Origin of the sequence: Haloarcula sp. CBA1115, assembly GCF_000827835.1 — an archaeon.
In the GTDB taxonomy this organism is placed as follows: domain Archaea; phylum Halobacteriota; class Halobacteria; order Halobacteriales; family Haloarculaceae; genus Haloarcula; species Haloarcula hispanica.
The window spans coordinates 2,627,467-2,643,624 of sequence record NZ_CP010529.1 but is presented as its reverse complement, the minus strand read 5'-3'; the positions used below and the strand labels follow the sequence as shown (position 1 = coordinate 2,643,624).

Annotated in this window: 13 protein-coding genes; 8 read left to right on the top strand and 5 right to left on the bottom strand. The window is 62.6% G+C overall.

Annotated features, from left to right (window positions below; translation table 11 throughout):
- The first annotated feature begins 24 nt into the window (after positions 1-24).
- The 3 genes from SG26_RS13265 to asd all read left to right on the top strand — a co-directional run bounded on the left by SG26_RS13265 (position 25) and on the right by asd (position 3,849).
- Positions 25-2,250 carry an AAA domain-containing protein gene (locus SG26_RS13265; protein WP_050037805.1) on the top strand — a complete coding sequence of 742 codons (2,226 nt, stop codon included), beginning with the start codon at positions 25-27 and terminating at the stop codon, positions 2,248-2,250.
- Positions 2,251-2,308: 58 nt separating this feature from the next.
- A complete protein-coding gene (locus SG26_RS13260; RefSeq protein WP_050037804.1) occupies positions 2,309-2,743 on the top strand; it encodes a hypothetical protein in 435 nt (144 codons plus the stop codon).
- 68 nt (positions 2,744-2,811) lie between these two features.
- Positions 2,812-3,849 (top strand): aspartate-semialdehyde dehydrogenase, encoded by a 1,038-nt coding sequence (asd, locus tag SG26_RS13255; protein ID WP_050037803.1) that lies wholly within the window; start codon positions 2,812-2,814, stop codon positions 3,847-3,849.
- Between the two features lie 30 nt (positions 3,850-3,879).
- Here asd and SG26_RS13250 read toward each other — a convergent pair whose 3' ends face one another.
- Positions 3,880-4,833: a D-2-hydroxyacid dehydrogenase gene (locus SG26_RS13250; RefSeq protein WP_050037802.1), complete on the bottom strand. Its 954-nt coding sequence runs from the start codon at positions 4,831-4,833 to the stop codon at positions 3,880-3,882.
- 216 nt (positions 4,834-5,049) lie between these two features.
- Between SG26_RS13250 and SG26_RS13245 the strand changes: the two genes are divergently transcribed.
- From SG26_RS13245 to SG26_RS13230, 4 genes are all read left to right on the top strand, one after another.
- Positions 5,050-5,571 carry a response regulator transcription factor gene (locus SG26_RS13245; protein ID WP_023843195.1) on the top strand — a complete coding sequence of 174 codons (522 nt, stop codon included), beginning with the start codon at positions 5,050-5,052 and terminating at the stop codon, positions 5,569-5,571.
- A gap of 96 nt (positions 5,572-5,667) precedes the next feature.
- A complete protein-coding gene (locus tag SG26_RS13240; RefSeq protein ID WP_050037801.1) occupies positions 5,668-7,026 on the top strand; it encodes an NAD(P)/FAD-dependent oxidoreductase in 1,359 nt (452 codons plus the stop codon).
- A 663-nt stretch (positions 7,027-7,689) separates the two neighbouring features.
- Positions 7,690-8,871, top strand: coding sequence for a TAXI family TRAP transporter solute-binding subunit (locus SG26_RS13235; RefSeq protein WP_154020796.1), 1,182 nt, complete (start codon positions 7,690-7,692; stop codon positions 8,869-8,871).
- Positions 8,872-8,916: 45 nt separating this feature from the next.
- Positions 8,917-10,977, top strand: a complete 2,061-nt coding sequence (locus tag SG26_RS13230) for a TRAP transporter fused permease subunit (protein WP_050037800.1) — start codon at positions 8,917-8,919, stop codon at positions 10,975-10,977.
- A 68-nt stretch (positions 10,978-11,045) separates the two neighbouring features.
- On the opposite strand, the gene SG26_RS13225 is transcribed toward SG26_RS13230, so the two are convergent.
- From SG26_RS13225 to SG26_RS13215, 3 genes are all read right to left on the bottom strand, one after another.
- Entirely contained in the window at positions 11,046-12,695 is a 1,650-nt protein-coding gene (locus SG26_RS13225) for a PAS domain S-box protein (protein ID WP_050037799.1), read from the bottom strand.
- 263 nt (positions 12,696-12,958) lie between these two features.
- Positions 12,959-13,819: a CPBP family intramembrane glutamic endopeptidase gene (locus tag SG26_RS13220; RefSeq protein ID WP_050037798.1), complete on the bottom strand. Its 861-nt coding sequence runs from the start codon at positions 13,817-13,819 to the stop codon at positions 12,959-12,961.
- Between the two features lie 70 nt (positions 13,820-13,889).
- Positions 13,890-14,438, bottom strand: coding sequence for a DUF1684 domain-containing protein (locus SG26_RS13215; RefSeq protein WP_050037797.1), 549 nt, complete (start codon positions 14,436-14,438; stop codon positions 13,890-13,892).
- A 127-nt stretch (positions 14,439-14,565) separates the two neighbouring features.
- On the opposite strand from SG26_RS13215, the gene SG26_RS13210 reads away from it, so the two are divergent.
- Complete coding sequence (locus SG26_RS13210) at positions 14,566-15,225, top strand: DnaJ domain-containing protein (RefSeq protein ID WP_014039985.1); 660 nt, start codon at positions 14,566-14,568, stop codon at positions 15,223-15,225.
- A gap of 72 nt (positions 15,226-15,297) precedes the next feature.
- Here SG26_RS13210 and SG26_RS13205 read toward each other — a convergent pair whose 3' ends face one another.
- On the bottom strand, positions 15,298-16,152 hold the full coding sequence (locus SG26_RS13205) for a UbiA family prenyltransferase (RefSeq protein WP_023843193.1): 855 nt from the start codon (positions 16,150-16,152) through the stop codon (positions 15,298-15,300).
- Positions 16,153-16,158 lie beyond the last annotated feature (6 nt).

The window sequence follows — 16,158 nt, the reverse complement described above, 5'->3', positions numbered from 1 at the left end:
ACAGCGGGGCACAATCGGGGGTAGATGTCGCTCCTGTTCGACCACGTCATCGGGTCCTTCGACCTCGACGACGCCACGCTGTGTGTCCCCGATGACGACGCCCTCGACGACCGCGGCGATGTCATCCCCGCACGGCCCGTCGCCGAGTTCGCGAGCCACCACGACGGACTCGCCCACCCCGAGGAGGACTGGGTGTGCATCCCGCTGCACGAACCGGGTTCGGCGCGGCTCACCGGCGAGTTCGTCGCCTTCACCGACCACTCCCTTCACGGCGGAATATTCGTTTTCGAGCGCGACGGCGAACGTGACTTCGTCGACGCGGACGACTTCGGGGCCACGGGACTCGCCGACCGGATCCGCTTCTGGCACTCCGACTACGTCCCGGAGACGTACCCGCCCTCCTACGACTCACCGATAGACGACAGCGAACCGCCGCGGAATCCAATCCCGCAGGGGGAGCTGATTGACGGTTTGCGTACACACGTCGAGCACGAGCGTGCAGCGACCCGCCAACAGAACCGCGAACAGGCCGAACGGCGTTCACCTGACGAGGTGTACGAGGCTGGTGGCGATGCGGTTCCAGAACTCCGAGCACTGGGTCGAGACGACGGGAATTACCAGTTCCGCGTCGACCCGCCCGCTGACGTCGCCGCCAGACAGGACGGCGACTGGGCCTTCGTCGTGGAATCCGTCTTCGGCATCCACCAGGGAAACGAGGTGCTAGTCCACGACGTGGACGGGTCCCGAGCGGACGGGCCGTTTCCGGTCGCGGCGACGGTCGAGCGCATCCGCGGCCGGTCGGTCTGGCTCACCGTGAACTGGGCCGAAGTCGACGGTGCACCGACGCTCGAAAGCGCGCTCACCGACGGTGACGCCACCTACGGGCTCACAGCATTGCTCAACCCCGTTCCGTTCGACCGCGAACGGGAGGCGATTGACTCGCTGGCCGACCACCGCTTCCGGGACGTGCTCGCCGGCGACCGGCCGATAACTTTCTCGAACGGGGCGGCCGCCCGGAGCGAGCAGTTCGACGCGGAACTGAATCAGGAGCAGCAACTGGCCGTCGAGCACGCGCTCCTTGCCGACGACCTGTTCTGTATTCACGGCCCGCCGGGGACCGGAAAGACGCGGACGCTGGTCGAAATCGTCCGACGGGCCGCACAGGCTGGTGAGGACGTGCTAGTGTGTGCCGACTCGAACCAGGCCGTCGACAACCTCGTGGCGGGGTCGTCGACGGACGACACGGCGGACCCGCAGTCGCTGCACGCGTACGGCCAGCACGGCGACGGCGACTACACCCTCGACCGCGTGAACGCGGGCCAGTCGTCGAACGGCGTCGTCCGGCGGGCCTACGGCGACGTACCCGGGCGGGCCGACGTGGTAGCGGTGACGAACAACAGCGCCGCCACGCTCTCCCGGGAGTTCGATCTGGTCGTGCTCGACGAGGCGACGCAGTCGACCTGTGCGGCGTCGTGTATCCCGCTGGTCCGGGCCGACCGCGCCGTGCTCGCCGGCGACCACCGACAGCTCCCGCCCTACAGCGCGAGCGACGAACCTCCGGCGTCGAGCTACGGCCACTCGCTGTTCGAGCATCTCTACGCTGACGGCGGCGTCTACGATGGTGTCGGCCTCCAGCTCCAGACCCAGTACCGGATGCACCGGGACATCGCGTACTTCCCGAACCGGCGGTTCTACGACCGAACGCTGCGGAACGGGCGGGCCGTCGACCCGCTTCCCGACCGGCCAGCGATAGAGGGGTACAACGTCGGCGGGCGGGTCGAGACCGTCGGGCACTCCAAGTCCAATCCCACCGAAGCCCGCCTCGTCGCGCATCTCGTTGAGGACCTGCTGTCGGACGTGCCGGCCAACGAAATCGGCGTCATCACACCGTACAGCGCACAAGTGTCTCGCATTCGTGAAACACTCACGGAGCGTACTGACGATGCGGACAGCGTCACCGTCGACACCATCGACTCGTTTCAGGGCGGCGAACGGACGGCCATCGTGCTGTCGCTCGTCCGGAGCAACGCCGACGGAAATGTCGGCTTCCTCGGGCGGCCGGTCGACGGGCCGCGGCGGCTGAACGTCGCGCTCACGCGAGCGAAGCGCTACTGCGCCGTCGTCGCCGACTGGCACACACTCCGTTACGACGCCGACGGGAAGTGTACGGACCTCTACAGCGACTTCTACCAGTTCGTCTCGAACACCGACCGCCTGAACGACGTGGACCCTGAATTCATTCCGGTGTAGCCGGCCAGCGACCGCCCGACTGCGATGGGTCCAAATACGTCCGACACAACTGTCTCACATGTACACGGGGAAAACGGAGAAGGCCTGCTGTCTGTGCGGGAATCCCGACACGAAGACCCGTCTGGACCTGCCGCCGCGGGCGGTCCCACTGCTCAAGCACGCCGACCCCATCGCCTGGCAGGACATCGTCGGCGAGGTGTCCATCTACTTCTGTGACTCCGATTGGGAGACGGTACGTGACCTCGTGTTAGAGACCGGGATGAGCCCGCTGTCCCGGTGTAACGCCGCTCGCGCTTCCTTCGACCTCCGGGAAGACTTCGAAGCGCTGCTGAACGACATCCGGGACGAGCCGGACCACACGGAGATCGAATCGGAGATGCGCGCCGAAGCCGAGGAGACGCTGGCGAACCGCGACGACCCCTACGTCGAAGAGCGGGACCTCGTGGAGGCTCGCGTCATCGAGTGGGTCTTCGAGGACACCGAGGGTGAGTAATCCTACGAAGGCAGCGGTATCGCTCCGTATCCAAACTGTTTTGACCACCCACAGCCGTGTGTCAAGCGATGACTGTACGCGTAGGTGTGCTCGGTGCGACTGGCGCAGTCGGGCAGCGACTGATCCAACTGCTCGACCCCCACTCCGAGTTCGAGATTGCAGCACTGACGGCCAGCGACGCAAGCGTTGGCGAGACATACAAGGACGCCGCCAAGTGGCGCGTCGACTCCCCGATTCCCGAGGACGTGGCCGGGTTAGAGGTCCGCGCCACCGACCCGGATTCGGTACCCGACGACGTCGACCTCATCTTCTCCTCGCTCCCGTCGAGCGTCGGCGCGGAGGTCGAACCGGAGTTCTGCGAGGCCGGCTACACTGTCTCCTCGAACTCCTCGAACGGCCGGATGGACGAGGACGTGCCGCTCATCATCCCCGAGGTCAACGCCGACCACGTCGACCTCCTCGAAGTCCAGCGCGACGAACGTGGCTGGGACGGCGCGCTCCTGAAGAACCCGAACTGCTCGACGATTACGATGGTCCCGCCGCTGGCCACCCTCGACCGAGAGTTCGACCTGACCGACGTACGTGTCTCGACGCTTCAGGCCGTCTCCGGCGCGGGCTACTCCGGCGTCTCGTCGATGGAGATCATCGACAACGCCATCCCGCACATCGGCGGCGAAGAGCAGAAGATGGAGACCGAATCGCGCAAGCTCCTGGGTTCGTTCGACGGCGCGGAGGTCCACCGCAACGAGATGGACGTGGCCGCCTCCTGTAACCGCATCCCGACGCTCGACGGCCACCTCGAAAACGTCTGGGCCGACACCGCGGAGGACATCTCCACGGCCGACGCCGAGGCCGCGATGGAGTCGGCTACCGGTATCGACCTGCCGTCCTCGCCGGAGAAACTCATCACGGTGTTCGAGGAACCGGACCGCCCACAGCCCCGCCTTGACCGCAACGTTGAGGACGGCATGGGCGTCGCAGTCGGTGGGTTCCGCGAGACGACCGACGGCGTCCAGTTCAACTGCCTCGCGCACAACACGATGCGCGGTGCTGCCGGTGCGAGCGTGCTGAACGGCGAACTGCTGAACAAGCGCGGCTATCTGTAAGGGCTATCGCGTTCGGTTCAGCGATAGCCCTCACAGCGCAATCTGGTTCCTGAGTCCGTCCCACTCGCCGGTTCGCTCTGCCCGCTGGACGTTCTCGGCGACGATATCGGCCAGCCGCTCGTAGTAGCTCGGCGTGTGGCCGGCGTTATGTGGCGTGATGAGGACGTTCTCGAAGTCCCACAGCGGATGGCCGCTGGGCAGCGGTTCGGGGTCGGTCACGTCCAGTGCCGCGCCGCCGATGTGGTTGCGCTGGAGCGCAGTAACCAGCGCATCGGTGTCGACGACCGGGCCGCGGGCGACGTTGGTGAGCACCGCGCTGGGAGGCATCGTCTCGAACACCTCCTCGTCGATGAGGTGGCGCGTCTCGTCGGTGAGTGGGCAGGCGAGTCCGATGTACTCCGTGTCAGTGACCGCCTCGTGAATCTCGTCGAAGCCGTACACCTCGTCGGTCGGGCCGCCCTTTTCCGGCGAGTAGCGGACGCCGACGGTCTCCACGTCGAACCCCTGCACACGGTCGACGATGGCCTCGCCGATTTCTCCCAGCCCGACGACACAGACCCGGCTACCGGCGAAGTCGTCGGTGTGAAACGACTGCCAGACGTGGTCGCGCTGGTGGCGGCGGGCGGTGAAAAAGCCCCTAGCGAAGGCGAGCCACGACCCGACGACGTTCTCAGCGACGTTCGGACCGTGGACGCCGGAGGCCGTGGTAAGCGCGATGTCGCGGTCGGCCAGTTCCGAGAGCGGGAGGTGGTCGTATCCAGCGTATGTCCCTGCAAACAGCTTCAGCGAGTCGGCAGTATCGACCAGGTCCGGCGAGACATCGTTGCCGGTCAGAACCGTTGCGTTCGCAATCAGGTCGCGCTCGGCTTCGGGCGTCTCCGCGATGGCGATGTCCCACTCCGGCAGTCGCTCCCGGAGCGCTGCCGCGTACTGGTCGACCGGCATTCCGTGAACGTCGTATCGGGTCACGACGATGTCGGCCATTGAACCCCTCCTGTGACGTGCGGAGTCATACCGGCTGTTCCACGCGGGGGCCTCAAAACGGTGCCGGCAGTCTGTTGACCGCGCGCCGGAGATATTGTTAGAATTTTAGTATTTAGAGAACGGGGGAATTACCAGTCTAGATTAGTAAAATTTGTACTAATAGTATACCGATATCTTAGCATATTTGTAGGATGACCAACGTAGAACTTCGAAGGAATGGGGAGACCGACGAGCGTTGCGGTGATCGATGACGATACGGACTATAGACAGCTCTACAAACTTTGGCTTCCGGAAGAATACGAGGTTATAGAGGCCGGTGACGGCCGTACAGGGTTACAGCGAATTGACGACTCAATCGATGCGGTACTGCTGGACCGGCAGATGCCGAAACTGAGCGGCGAAACGGTCGCCGAAAAGCTCCGACAGCGGTCAGTTACCCCTGCGGTCGTAATGATCAGTAGCGTCAAGCCGGACGTGGATATTCTGGACATTCCCGTCGATTCGTATCTCAGAAAGCCTGCCGACCGGGATACCCTGGTGTCGGTACTCTCGGCAGTTCAGCGCCGGTGCGAATACGAGACGGAGCGTCGGGAACTCCTGGGACTTGCCGACCGACGAGACACAGTCGCTGACGCTGTCCGAGCGACAGCGCTCGCGGAGAGCGACGCGTACAAGCGGGCCGTCGAACGGCTGGAACAACACGACGTGTCACTCGCCGACGCAGCGTCCGAACCGTAGCGCGCAGTGCATTCCAGTTCAGACACAGAGGGTCGTCAGACCGCGGATTCGATGCAAGACAATAGGTTTTAGCGGGCGCGGGACACCGTAGCGGGTATGGAACACGTAGACGTCGCCATTGTGGGTGGTGGCCCGGCCGGGTCGTCGGCGGCCGAGGCTGCAGCCGACCACGGGGCCGACGCCGTCCTTCTCGAAAAGGGGGTCCCCAGAGCCGACCGCGAGGGGGCGGGGCCGGACTCGACGGACGCCGCCGGGCTGCTCGATTACTGGTTCGACATCATGGACATTCCACGGTCGGAGTTCCCCGAGGATGTTGTGCTGAGCGAACTCGACGGGGCGAAGTTCTATGGCCCCTCAACGGAGATGACGCTCACAGAGACCGGTATCAGTTCCAGCGCCGACGGCTTCGGCATCACGTTCCACCGGGCGCGGTTCGACGACTGGCTCCGCGAACGGGCGACGGAAGCGGGCGCGGACTACCGCGTCGGCGTCAGCGTCACCGGCGTCGAGACCGACCTGAGGAGTTCGCCGCGACACACCGTCCGGCTGGCCAACGGCGAAGACATCGCCGCCGAGTACGTGATTCTCGCCGACGGCCCACAGCGGACTATCACCGGCGGCACGCTCGACCAGTTCCTCCCGGCCGGACAGACGATGGCCGACATCATGCCCTCGAACAAGGCGAACCACATCGCCTATCAGGAGCACCGACGGATGCCCGAGGAACTGTTCACGCCGGAGTTCATCGAGTTCTGGTGGGGCATCATGCCCGGCCACACGGCGTATCCGTGGATTTTCCCGAACGACGCCCCCGTCGCCCGCATCGGCCTCACGATGCCCATCGGGTTGGACATCGACGCCTACGACCGCAGCGAGTGGGACCTGCTCAGAGAGAGCGACGAGAGCATCCCGCAGGGCCGGCAGTACATCGAGCGACTGCTCGAACAGGAGTTCCAGGCGTACGATCTCGAGGACTTCCCGCTCGTCGAGGACCGCGGGAAATCGAAAGGGACGGAGACGTACCCCATCTCCTCGACCCGACCGATAGAGTCCCCGGTGGGTGCCGGCATCGCCGTGGCCGGCGGGGCAATGGGGACCACCTCGGCGTTCCACGAGGGCGGCGATCACGTCGCCGTTCGCACCGGGAAGATAGCCGGTCGCCTCGCCGCGAACGACCGCCTCGAACGGTACAACGACGCCTGGCACGACGCCATCGGCGACGAAATCCTCCGGAACGTTACCTTCGCGGACATGGTCCGGGACTGGCGGCCCGGCGACTGGGACCGGGCCTTTACCACCGCCAACGACCTGATGGACGCCCGTGGCATCAAGGCCGACGCGGCGCTCCGTGGCGGCCTCAACGGCATTAAGATGGTCCTCGGGTACAAGTGGGGGAAGTTCTCCTACCGCAACGGCAAGTACGTCCAACTGCGCGAGGACGACTACGCCGTCTGAACGTCACCCTTAGGTGTGCGACCGGCGAACTGCTAGTGCGTGCCTTCAATCCCCGACAGAGACCCGTCACCGGGACGATGACGACCCGGAGAACCCGGGCACGCGACATGACCGCGGTTCATACCGCACTTGGTCGTCTATCGACGACCCGCCAGACGGTTGCACCGTCTGGGCGTTCGGTGATTACGCCATAATCACCCGCGCTCGCGGCTGACGCCGCTCGCGCAATCGGTCGCCGTATCCGGCGACCCGCCCGGCACGAGGGTTTGCCGGCTGACGTGGCACACCGCCGAGGATGATGCCGGACGTTAGTGTTCCGGGCGTACATTTCGAGTCTACTAGTGGCAACATTTGGCATAATACGGACGGACACACAGTGGCTCTGGTGTGTCATTGAGATGGATTCCTCCGTGATGACACCCTGTTAGCCGGATCTTCGGGAATCGTTGATAGTGGTATTCCCAACAGTAGGGCTGTCGAGTTGAGTCACATCTCTCAGATTTTCACAGTCTCGATAATGCGGCTGAGTGGCCACTATTGCCCGAGATTTGAAAATTTGCTCGGGGTGCGTTGTCTGTTTCCGCAGCCGATGTCTGTATGATAAAGATATTTGCAGTAACATTTAAATATAGATTGGTTGACAGCATAGTTGTAGCTTAGATAATGTTCAGAAACAATCAGGATGGTTCGATTTCCGAGCGGCGTAGCTTCTTGAAAATGGTCGGTGCCGCTGGCCTTGCAGGCCTCGCTGGTTGTAGTGGAGACGGCGGTAGCGGCGCTGGTGGTGACGGGGATAGTGGCGGCGACGGCAGTGGTGGAGACAGCGGTGGCAGCGACGGCAGTGGTGGAGACAGCGGCGGCAGCGACGGCAGTGGCGGCAGTACAAATTGGACAATTGGAACGTCAGGGCCGGAGACGGCGACTCACGCGTCGGGGGTAGCGATGGCACAGCTGCTCTCGGAAAAGTCCGACGACATCAGCATGAGCGCCCAGACGACCGGCGGGACCGCCGCAAACCCTCGGTTGATCGCTCAGGGAGACATCGATATCGCCCAGAGTACCGACTGGGCAGTCGCGCGCTCAAACAGCGGCGGAGACCCGTACGGGGAACCGGTCGGGAAGACGATGACGCAGGTGTTACCGTTCATGACTCTGGAGTACTACCTCGTCAGGCGGACTGACGATGCACTCGAAGGCATCGAGTCGGTGTCGGACATTCCCCAGGACGGGTCGGTCTCGATGGCGTTCGGTCAGCGCGGCGGGACGAACTACTTCGCGGGCCTTGACGGGTTCCGACTGTCCGGGATCGACAACGTCGAGGACAAGTACGACCTCCAGTCGATGAGCTGGGGAGACCAGGGGGCACAGTTCGCTGACGGCCGTCTCGATATGATGATGGTCTACGGAGTCAGCCGTGAAGTACTGACCGGGTGGGCGCAGGAGGCCGGCGCACAGGCCGACGTCGCGGTCGTCAACTGGGAGTTCGACGAGTCAGATTTAGCCAACTCCGATCTGCCCTACACGTACATCGAAACGCCGGCCGGCCTCTGGGACAGGCAGGACATTCGAATGGACTCCATTCCGGCAGTTGGCGTCGGCTATGAAACTATCTTCCCGGCCGAGGTATCTGAGGAGTTGGGCTATGAGTTCGTCCGTACCGTCATGGAGGACATCGACGCGGTCCGTGAGGCGAGTTCAGTGCTCTCTCGCGCCGGTCCGGACTTCGCGCAGGAATTCTTACTCCCCTCGCCGAACGCACCCGTCCATCCCGGCGCTGAGAAGTATTACAAGGAGCAGGACCTCTGGAAGGACGGACTGACCACACTTGAGGAGTATGAGGGGTAACGCGAGCGACCCGTCTCTCGTCCGCCCACCCCATCAACGCCAGCCATGACGGGGGAACACACAACCGGGAGCTGGGTCGACCCGTCCCGGGTACGCATGGCCAAGTACGGGTTCCTGATAGCCTTGGGAGTCGCCTCGACGGTCTATCACCTCTGGTTCACCCAGCTGTTCCCGTTCGAACAGGACCAACACAAGATCGCCCACCTCGGATTCATGCTCGTCGGGGCGGCTGTCCTCGCGTATACCCCCGAACCCGAGACGCGCCGGGAGCGGTTCGGAAACTACGCGACGCTATTTGAGGCCGCTCTCTCGGCCGTCGTCGCCGTCTACCTCTTTACGGCCTTCAACCGCATCGTCTACGAGCAACTCGGGATATACACCGACCTCGACTTGTTCATGGGGCTGTTGATCATCCTGCTGTTGTTGGATGTTTGCAGGCGGGTTTACGGTCCGATGCTGTCGCTGGTCGGCGTAGCTGGCCTTGTCTATGCGCTGTATGGCCCGTATTTCCCGGGTATTTTGAACCACAATGGAGTTCAGGCCGAACGACTGGTGCAGGGTCTGACAGTTGAGTTCGGCAGCGGCGTCTTCGGCGTCATTGTCGAGGTTTCGGGGACGTTTATTATTATCTTCATGATCCTCGCGGGGCTGTTGGAAGCGTACGGCGCGCTGGAGTATTTCGTCCAGGTCGGAACGCTGATCGGCAAACGGGTCCGGTCCGGATTGGCGCAGATGACGACGGTCGCAAGCATGGGTATGGGGTCGGTCAACGGCAGCGCGGCCGCCAACGCGGCGACGACGGGCGCGTTTACCATCCCATTGCTCAAGCGCCACGGGCTCGACAGAGATACCGCAGCGGCCTACGAGGCGGTGGCCTCCAGCGGCGGCCAGATTATGCCACCGATCATGGGTGCAGCGGCATTCATAATGGCCGAGATCACCGGGACGAGCTACCTGAAGATTATCGTCGTCGGATTCCTGCCGGCACTCCTATTCTACGGAACGGTCGCTATCGGTGTTCATCTGACAACCGTCAAAGAAGGGCTCACGAGCGAGATTGACGAGGAAGAACTGACCGACGTAGAGACGGTCGACAGGGATCGGAAAAACGCACTCGATAGGATCTTCGGCCGAACGACAACCGCTGTTTCCTTCGGTCAGATATCGGTTCGTAACCTGCTCGTCGAGGGGCTCGCGCTGTGGGTTCCGCTGGCCGTTCTCCTGTACGCACTGGTCGTTCTCCTGTACGATCCGCTGTACGCAGGGTTCCTCTCGATAATGTCCGCGTTCCCGGCCGCGTTCGTCCAGGGGATCTTTTTTCGCGATGGCTACGGGGTTCGCGACTTTTTCGTGGACACTATGGATGGCCTGGGTCGCGGAATGGAAAACGCGGCCCCGATTGCGGTATCGCTGGGCGTGATGAACATCTTCGTCGGTGTATTGAACCTCACCGGATTCACGCAGGTGTTCGCCTCCAGCCTCGTTGAACTCTCGGGAGGCGTGCTCGCGCTGTTGCTCATGTTCGCGATGATCGCGGCGCTTCTCTTTGGTCTCGGGATGCCGACCGTCGCGGCCTACATCACGGCCGTGCTGCTGATCGCACCGGCACTGACCGAGGCCGGTGTCGACCTGCTCGCCGCGCACTTCTTCGTGTTCTACTTCGCGATTCTCTCGGCGCTGACGCCGCCGGTTGCCATCGCCTGCCTCGTCACAGCCAGGGTCGCAGGCGGGAATTTCTGGCGGACTGCCGGAAAGTCGCTCGTGCTCGGGGCGCCGCTGTTTGTTCTTCCGTACATCTTCGTCGTCAACGATAGCCTGTTGTTCTGGTCGGTTCCGGCGACACCGATTACGTTCGTCGTCGTGGGAATCGGTCTCGTCGCCGCCGTGGCAGCCATTGTCAACTACTTCTCTGGCCAACTCAGGATTCCGAGTCGCGCCGGGCTACTGGTGGCTGCGGGAGCAGCGATGTTCGCTCCGCTGGCGCCGATGACCGCTGCCGTACAGACCGTCGCAACACTCACCATCTTCGCGTTGCTGTACATGGAGGTGAGATACGATTCCGGATCCGAAACCGGACAGTCCGAACAGGCCTCAGTCGACGACTGACCTGCCCGCCATAGGTCAGGTCTTAGGTCAGCCCGAGACGCTGACCGACACGGTATCGTTCCCAGATTCTAGGGTTTTAGCGGCCACTGGATCTGTCCGTCGCGTCGGCTCAGTTCGTATTTGAGCCAGCGGGCGAGCAGTTCGACGAAGGCCTGTTCGTCCTGTCTGAACGGCTCCGACCGGGGGTCACGAGCAACGAAACAGACCGTCCCGAACAGCTCGCCGTCGACTTCGATTTTCGCACCGAGGTAACAGCCGATACCGTACCGCCGGTATGCAGGGTCGTCATCCAGATCTAGTCGCTCGGCGTTGTAGATAGAGAGTAGACCGTCGGATTCGACGGTTCGTCGGCAGTAGGTCTCGGAGAGTGACGTGATGTCGCCGGGGGTAGTGAGAGACGGGTCGCCGCTAATGGCGATTATTTCATGTGTTCCCGCCTCAGGGTCGATTGTGACGAGATGGCTCTGGTCGACGGCAAGATACTCGACACCGAGTTCCAGTACGTCGACTAACCGCTGTTCGAACCGGCGATCCAAATCGTTCGTGACCTCGTAGAGTTTCTCTCGGTAGCGTTCGGCCGTCGCCTGTAGCCGCTCCCGTTCGATCTCCTCCGTGATGTCCTTGACCACTTTCGCAAAGCCACGGGAGTCGCCGTTTTCCCGGAGTTCAGTGATGGCCACATCTGCCCAGAACGTGCTCCCGTCCTTCCGAACGCGGAGCCCGCGGTCGGTGGCCTTGCCGCATTCCCCGGCTTCTCGCAGCAGTTGGTCGGGAATGCCGTCGGCCACCTGTTTCTCTGTGTGAAACGTCGAGAAGTGCTCGCCGAGGATATCAGATTCCTCGTACTGCATGAGCTGTTTCGCACCGGCGTTCCACGACTGGATGAGGCCGTCGGGGTCGAGCAGAAACATCGCGTAATTCTCGACCGCATCGACGAGTAGCCGGAACCGCTCGCGCTCGTGTCGCAGTTGTTTGTCGAGTTCTTCGCGGTCAGTCCGGTCACGGACTACGCAGACGGAGCCGTCATTTGCGATACTCGCGACGGTGTGCTCGCCGATGAACTGTGTCCCGTCGGCGCGTTCGAGCAGTGTCTCACCCGTCCACGTCCCGTTCTCGTTGACAGCCGGAAGTATTTCATCATCGACCGTTTTGAGGCTCTCTGCCGAGTGGATTTTCTGCCAGTGTTCGCCCAGAAGCTCGTCGCGCTCGTAGCCGAACGTGGCTGCGTAGGCGTCGTTCAAATAGGTGAACCGACCCTCGTCGTCCAGTGTGCTGATGCCGTCCCAGGCCGCGTTCATTGCGCGGTGACCACGCGTGACTTGCAGTTCGTCTCTGCGGGCTTCGACCGCGTTTTGCACCCTGTTCGCTAGCACCGTGTACTGGGACGTTCCCGGTTCCTTCTGGATATAGTCCGTGACACCTGCGGAGATTGCCTCGGCCGCGATCTCTTCGCTGCCCTTCCCAGTGTAGAGGATGAACGGAAGCTTCGGTGCGTCCTCGCGAATCCGTTCGAGGAACTCCAGCCCGTTCATGCCAGGCATATCGTAGTCGCTGATAATACAGTCATACGTGTCCTGCGGGCGGTCCGTGATGACCTCGTCGACCCGCATCGCGGTGTCGACGCTGAATGAATCCATGGCCCGCTCGAGATATGCCGCAGTTAGATCGGCAAAGTCCGGTTCGTCATCGATATGTAAGACGCGCACTGAACCAACCATCTGTTTGAATGTTGTACAAAAACGCTAATAAGACGTTTGTCATTTCAAAGTAATATCTCCGATTCAGGTTCTGCTACTGGGTAAAAAGTCGAGAGCGTGATAAAGTGTTAGTTCGGATATAACGCCACTGTAAGCCCCGTTTGAACTGTTTTAGGTTTCACACGATCATGAAAAAGACCAACTCCCTTGCGTGTGCAAGCCAGGCAACCAATCACATGATTTACAAACGTACTATAGTACGGGCCTGCTGGGGCAGGGGCCGGTCAGAACCCGCTGTTACTGAGGACACCCGCGGCGGACGAGAGTTCACCACTGAACTTCACGGTGACGTAGAGGCCAGTAAACAGCGTGGCGTTGTACGCGCCGTGGATGAGTGACGGAACGACGATGTTGTCTGTGTACTCGTAGGTTGCACCGAGGATGAGCGACGGAATGAGGAGGGCACACACCCCGACAAGTTTGCCCGTGACCGACCCGCCACTGAGGGCGGGGTAATGAATGCCGGCGAAGATGACGCTCGCGATGGTGACGCCCGAAATCGGGCCGAAGTAGTCCCGAATGCGGCCCTGAACGACCCCGCGGAACAGCAGTTCCTCGCCCGGACCGATGAGGAGGAACGAGGCGGGAATCAACAGGAGGAGGACATCGGGGTTCTCCATGCCGATCTCCGCGGCCTGATTGGTTGCCGTTTCGATTCCGAACATCGAGACGAGCGTCGTGATGATGACGGCTACTACCACGAGTCCGACCATCGCGCTGGCGTAGCCCAGCACGACGATGGCGGCCTCGCGGAAACTCGGCACAGAAACACCGATATCGAACTCGTCGCTGTCCGCAGAGTAAGAGAACACCTCGCGGAGCTTCGTTCTGATCACCGGTCTGAGCTTGATGTACGTGTACGCGATGACCGGGCAGCCGATTCCCTGGACCGTTATCAGCCCGAGAACCAGCGTCTGTACTTGCGTTATCTGTACTCCTGCACCGAGTGACAGCGAAAATGCGATGGTGAGAAGCAGGATCGATCCGAATCCCAGGCCAATCACCCCCAGTGAGAGCGCAGAGAAGAGCGTAAACCCGTACTGGAAGGCCTGCAGAATCGGACTGTCGCGGGTCGCGGTTGCCATACACTGCTTTGGTCGTGGCGATGTGTAAACAATTCGTTTGGTGTTGGTCGTGACTGCCGGCAGAGACGCCTCAGTCGATCCGCTCCCCGGCCGTCACCGCGGTGTCGAGCCAGTTCGACTCCGGCGGGAGCGGACAGGAGAAGGTGTCGCTATAGGCACAGAACGGCGAGTACGCGAGGTTGAAATCCAGCGTAATCTCGTCGCCGTCGCTCAGGTCGCGGTCGGGTTCCAGTTCCATGTATCGGCCGCCGTCGTAGCTCTGCTGTCCGGTGGTCTTGTCCCGGAACGGAACAAAGAGCGTCCGGGACTCGTCGGCGGCCTGCCGGAACGCGTGGAGTTCGCGGGACTCGCCGTCGAGGTCGAACGACAGCGTCGCGACGTGGAGATAGCGCACCGTTCGGTCGTCGCTCGTCTCCAGATCGACTGACTCCGGCGTCTCGTGGACCGTAACCGTCGCCTCGACCCGATAGCCGTGGTCCGGGTCGAAGTAGCTGAGACCGTCGAAGTCGTCGCGGTCCTCCGGCGGAATCGGGGATTGGCGGTGCTCCGCGAAGAACCGGTCTTTTTCGTCCCGGTTCGCTTGCAACTGTGTCTCCCAGTCTTCGGTGTCTTCGTCCATACAGAGACGGTAGTGACCACGCAGTTTCAGTCCGGCGACTCGGCGACAGACGAGCGATATCGCAGCGTGAGGGAGTGGGTACCTTATTATACGCCTAGTCCAACTGGATAAATACACAGGGGTGTGTATGGAAGCGACGTTCTACGGTATTCTGGGGGTGGACCCAGATGCCACCGAGGAGACGATAGTCCGCGCCTACCGGGAACAGACGAAAGCGCATCACCCGGACGTGAGTGACGACCCCGCCGCGGGAGAACGGTTCAAGCGACTCACGCAGGCGAAGAACGTGCTCACGGACGAGGCCGAGCGAGCGCGATACGACCGGCTCGGTCACGACGCATACGTCAACAGGCACGTCGACAGCGGCGCGGACGGCGGAACAGCCACAGGCGGTGTCAGTGACATCGCACAGCAGTACGTCGACCAGCGGGTCGACACAGGGACGACGGGCGGGGCAACGGCGAAAGCGACACAGCGGCCCACCCAGACTCGTGGCGGAAGCACGGGCTACGGGACTGCCACAGAGTACTACAAGCCCGGCCAGCGAGTCCGGCCGACACAGCCGTCGGGAGTCGAGACGCTGCTCGATTCACTGCGACGTATCGGTCCGTGGCTATTCGTCCATCTGGCCCTGCTGGTCTGTACGATCATTGCCGCCGTGCTGCTCGCAGTCGGTGGCCTCACCGGGGACCTCTCGCCGGTTGTCGCCAGCGTCATGGCCGTCTCGATGGTGACGATATCGCTGGTCGTCTCAGCGACCCACATGCTCACACACATTTCAGGCTGACCGACGAGGTGTGGTTCGAGCGAGTGCAGTTGCGGCTAGCTGCGAGGCGAGCGACTTGCAGAACAGCCACACTCACGCTAGCGGTCGGAACCAGACAGCAGTGACGAGGACGGCCAACAGGAGATACGACCCGCGAATCAGCAGCATCGTCGCGGTTTCGGGGTCGCCTCGTTGGGCGATAGCCGCAACCGTCCCGAAGACGAGCGCAGCCGCCGCGGCGCTTGGCGGAACCCCGGGCAATGCCACGGACAGCCCGACAATTCCAAGGAGGCCCGCGCCGAACAGGCCGAACGCGAGCCGCCGGGCGCGTTGGTGGCCCAGGACAACGGCGACGGTCCGTTTCTGTATCGACCGGTCGTAGTCGTAGTCCTGCTCGTCGTCGATAATCTTGATGCCGGTCAACAGCAGGAGGAACACGGCCGCGAGACCGAGTGCTCGCGGTGTCAGCGTCGTCACCTGAGCGTAGTAGCCGCCTAGCAACGCCAGCGCGATGCCCGTCGGGTAGCCCATCGTCGCGCCGACGGGGTTCATGTCCAACTGCGGCGCGTGGGTGTACCCGATGACCCAGGTCGGAAGCGTCAACAGCGCCGCGCCGGGACCGACCAGCAGCCAGATGGCCGCCGTACAGAGCGCGAAGCCGAGGGCTGCGCCGATCAGCGCCATGCGACAGCCCGAACCAGTGAGCGGGTGGTCGTCGTCCTCGCCGCGGACGTGGAAATCGACGTAACCGTCCTTGACGTGAGCCGTGTAGACGGCGAAGAACATCGCACCCGCGTGGAGCGCGGCCACCGGCGGCCAGAACCCACCGGAGAGCAACCCACCGAACAGCGAGGTCGCGAGTGGTGGCAGCATAAACACCGGATGGACCTGCGAAGCAAGGGCACTCACGGCCGCGAACGGACCGGTTTCGTGTCGGGCGACTGCCATACAACC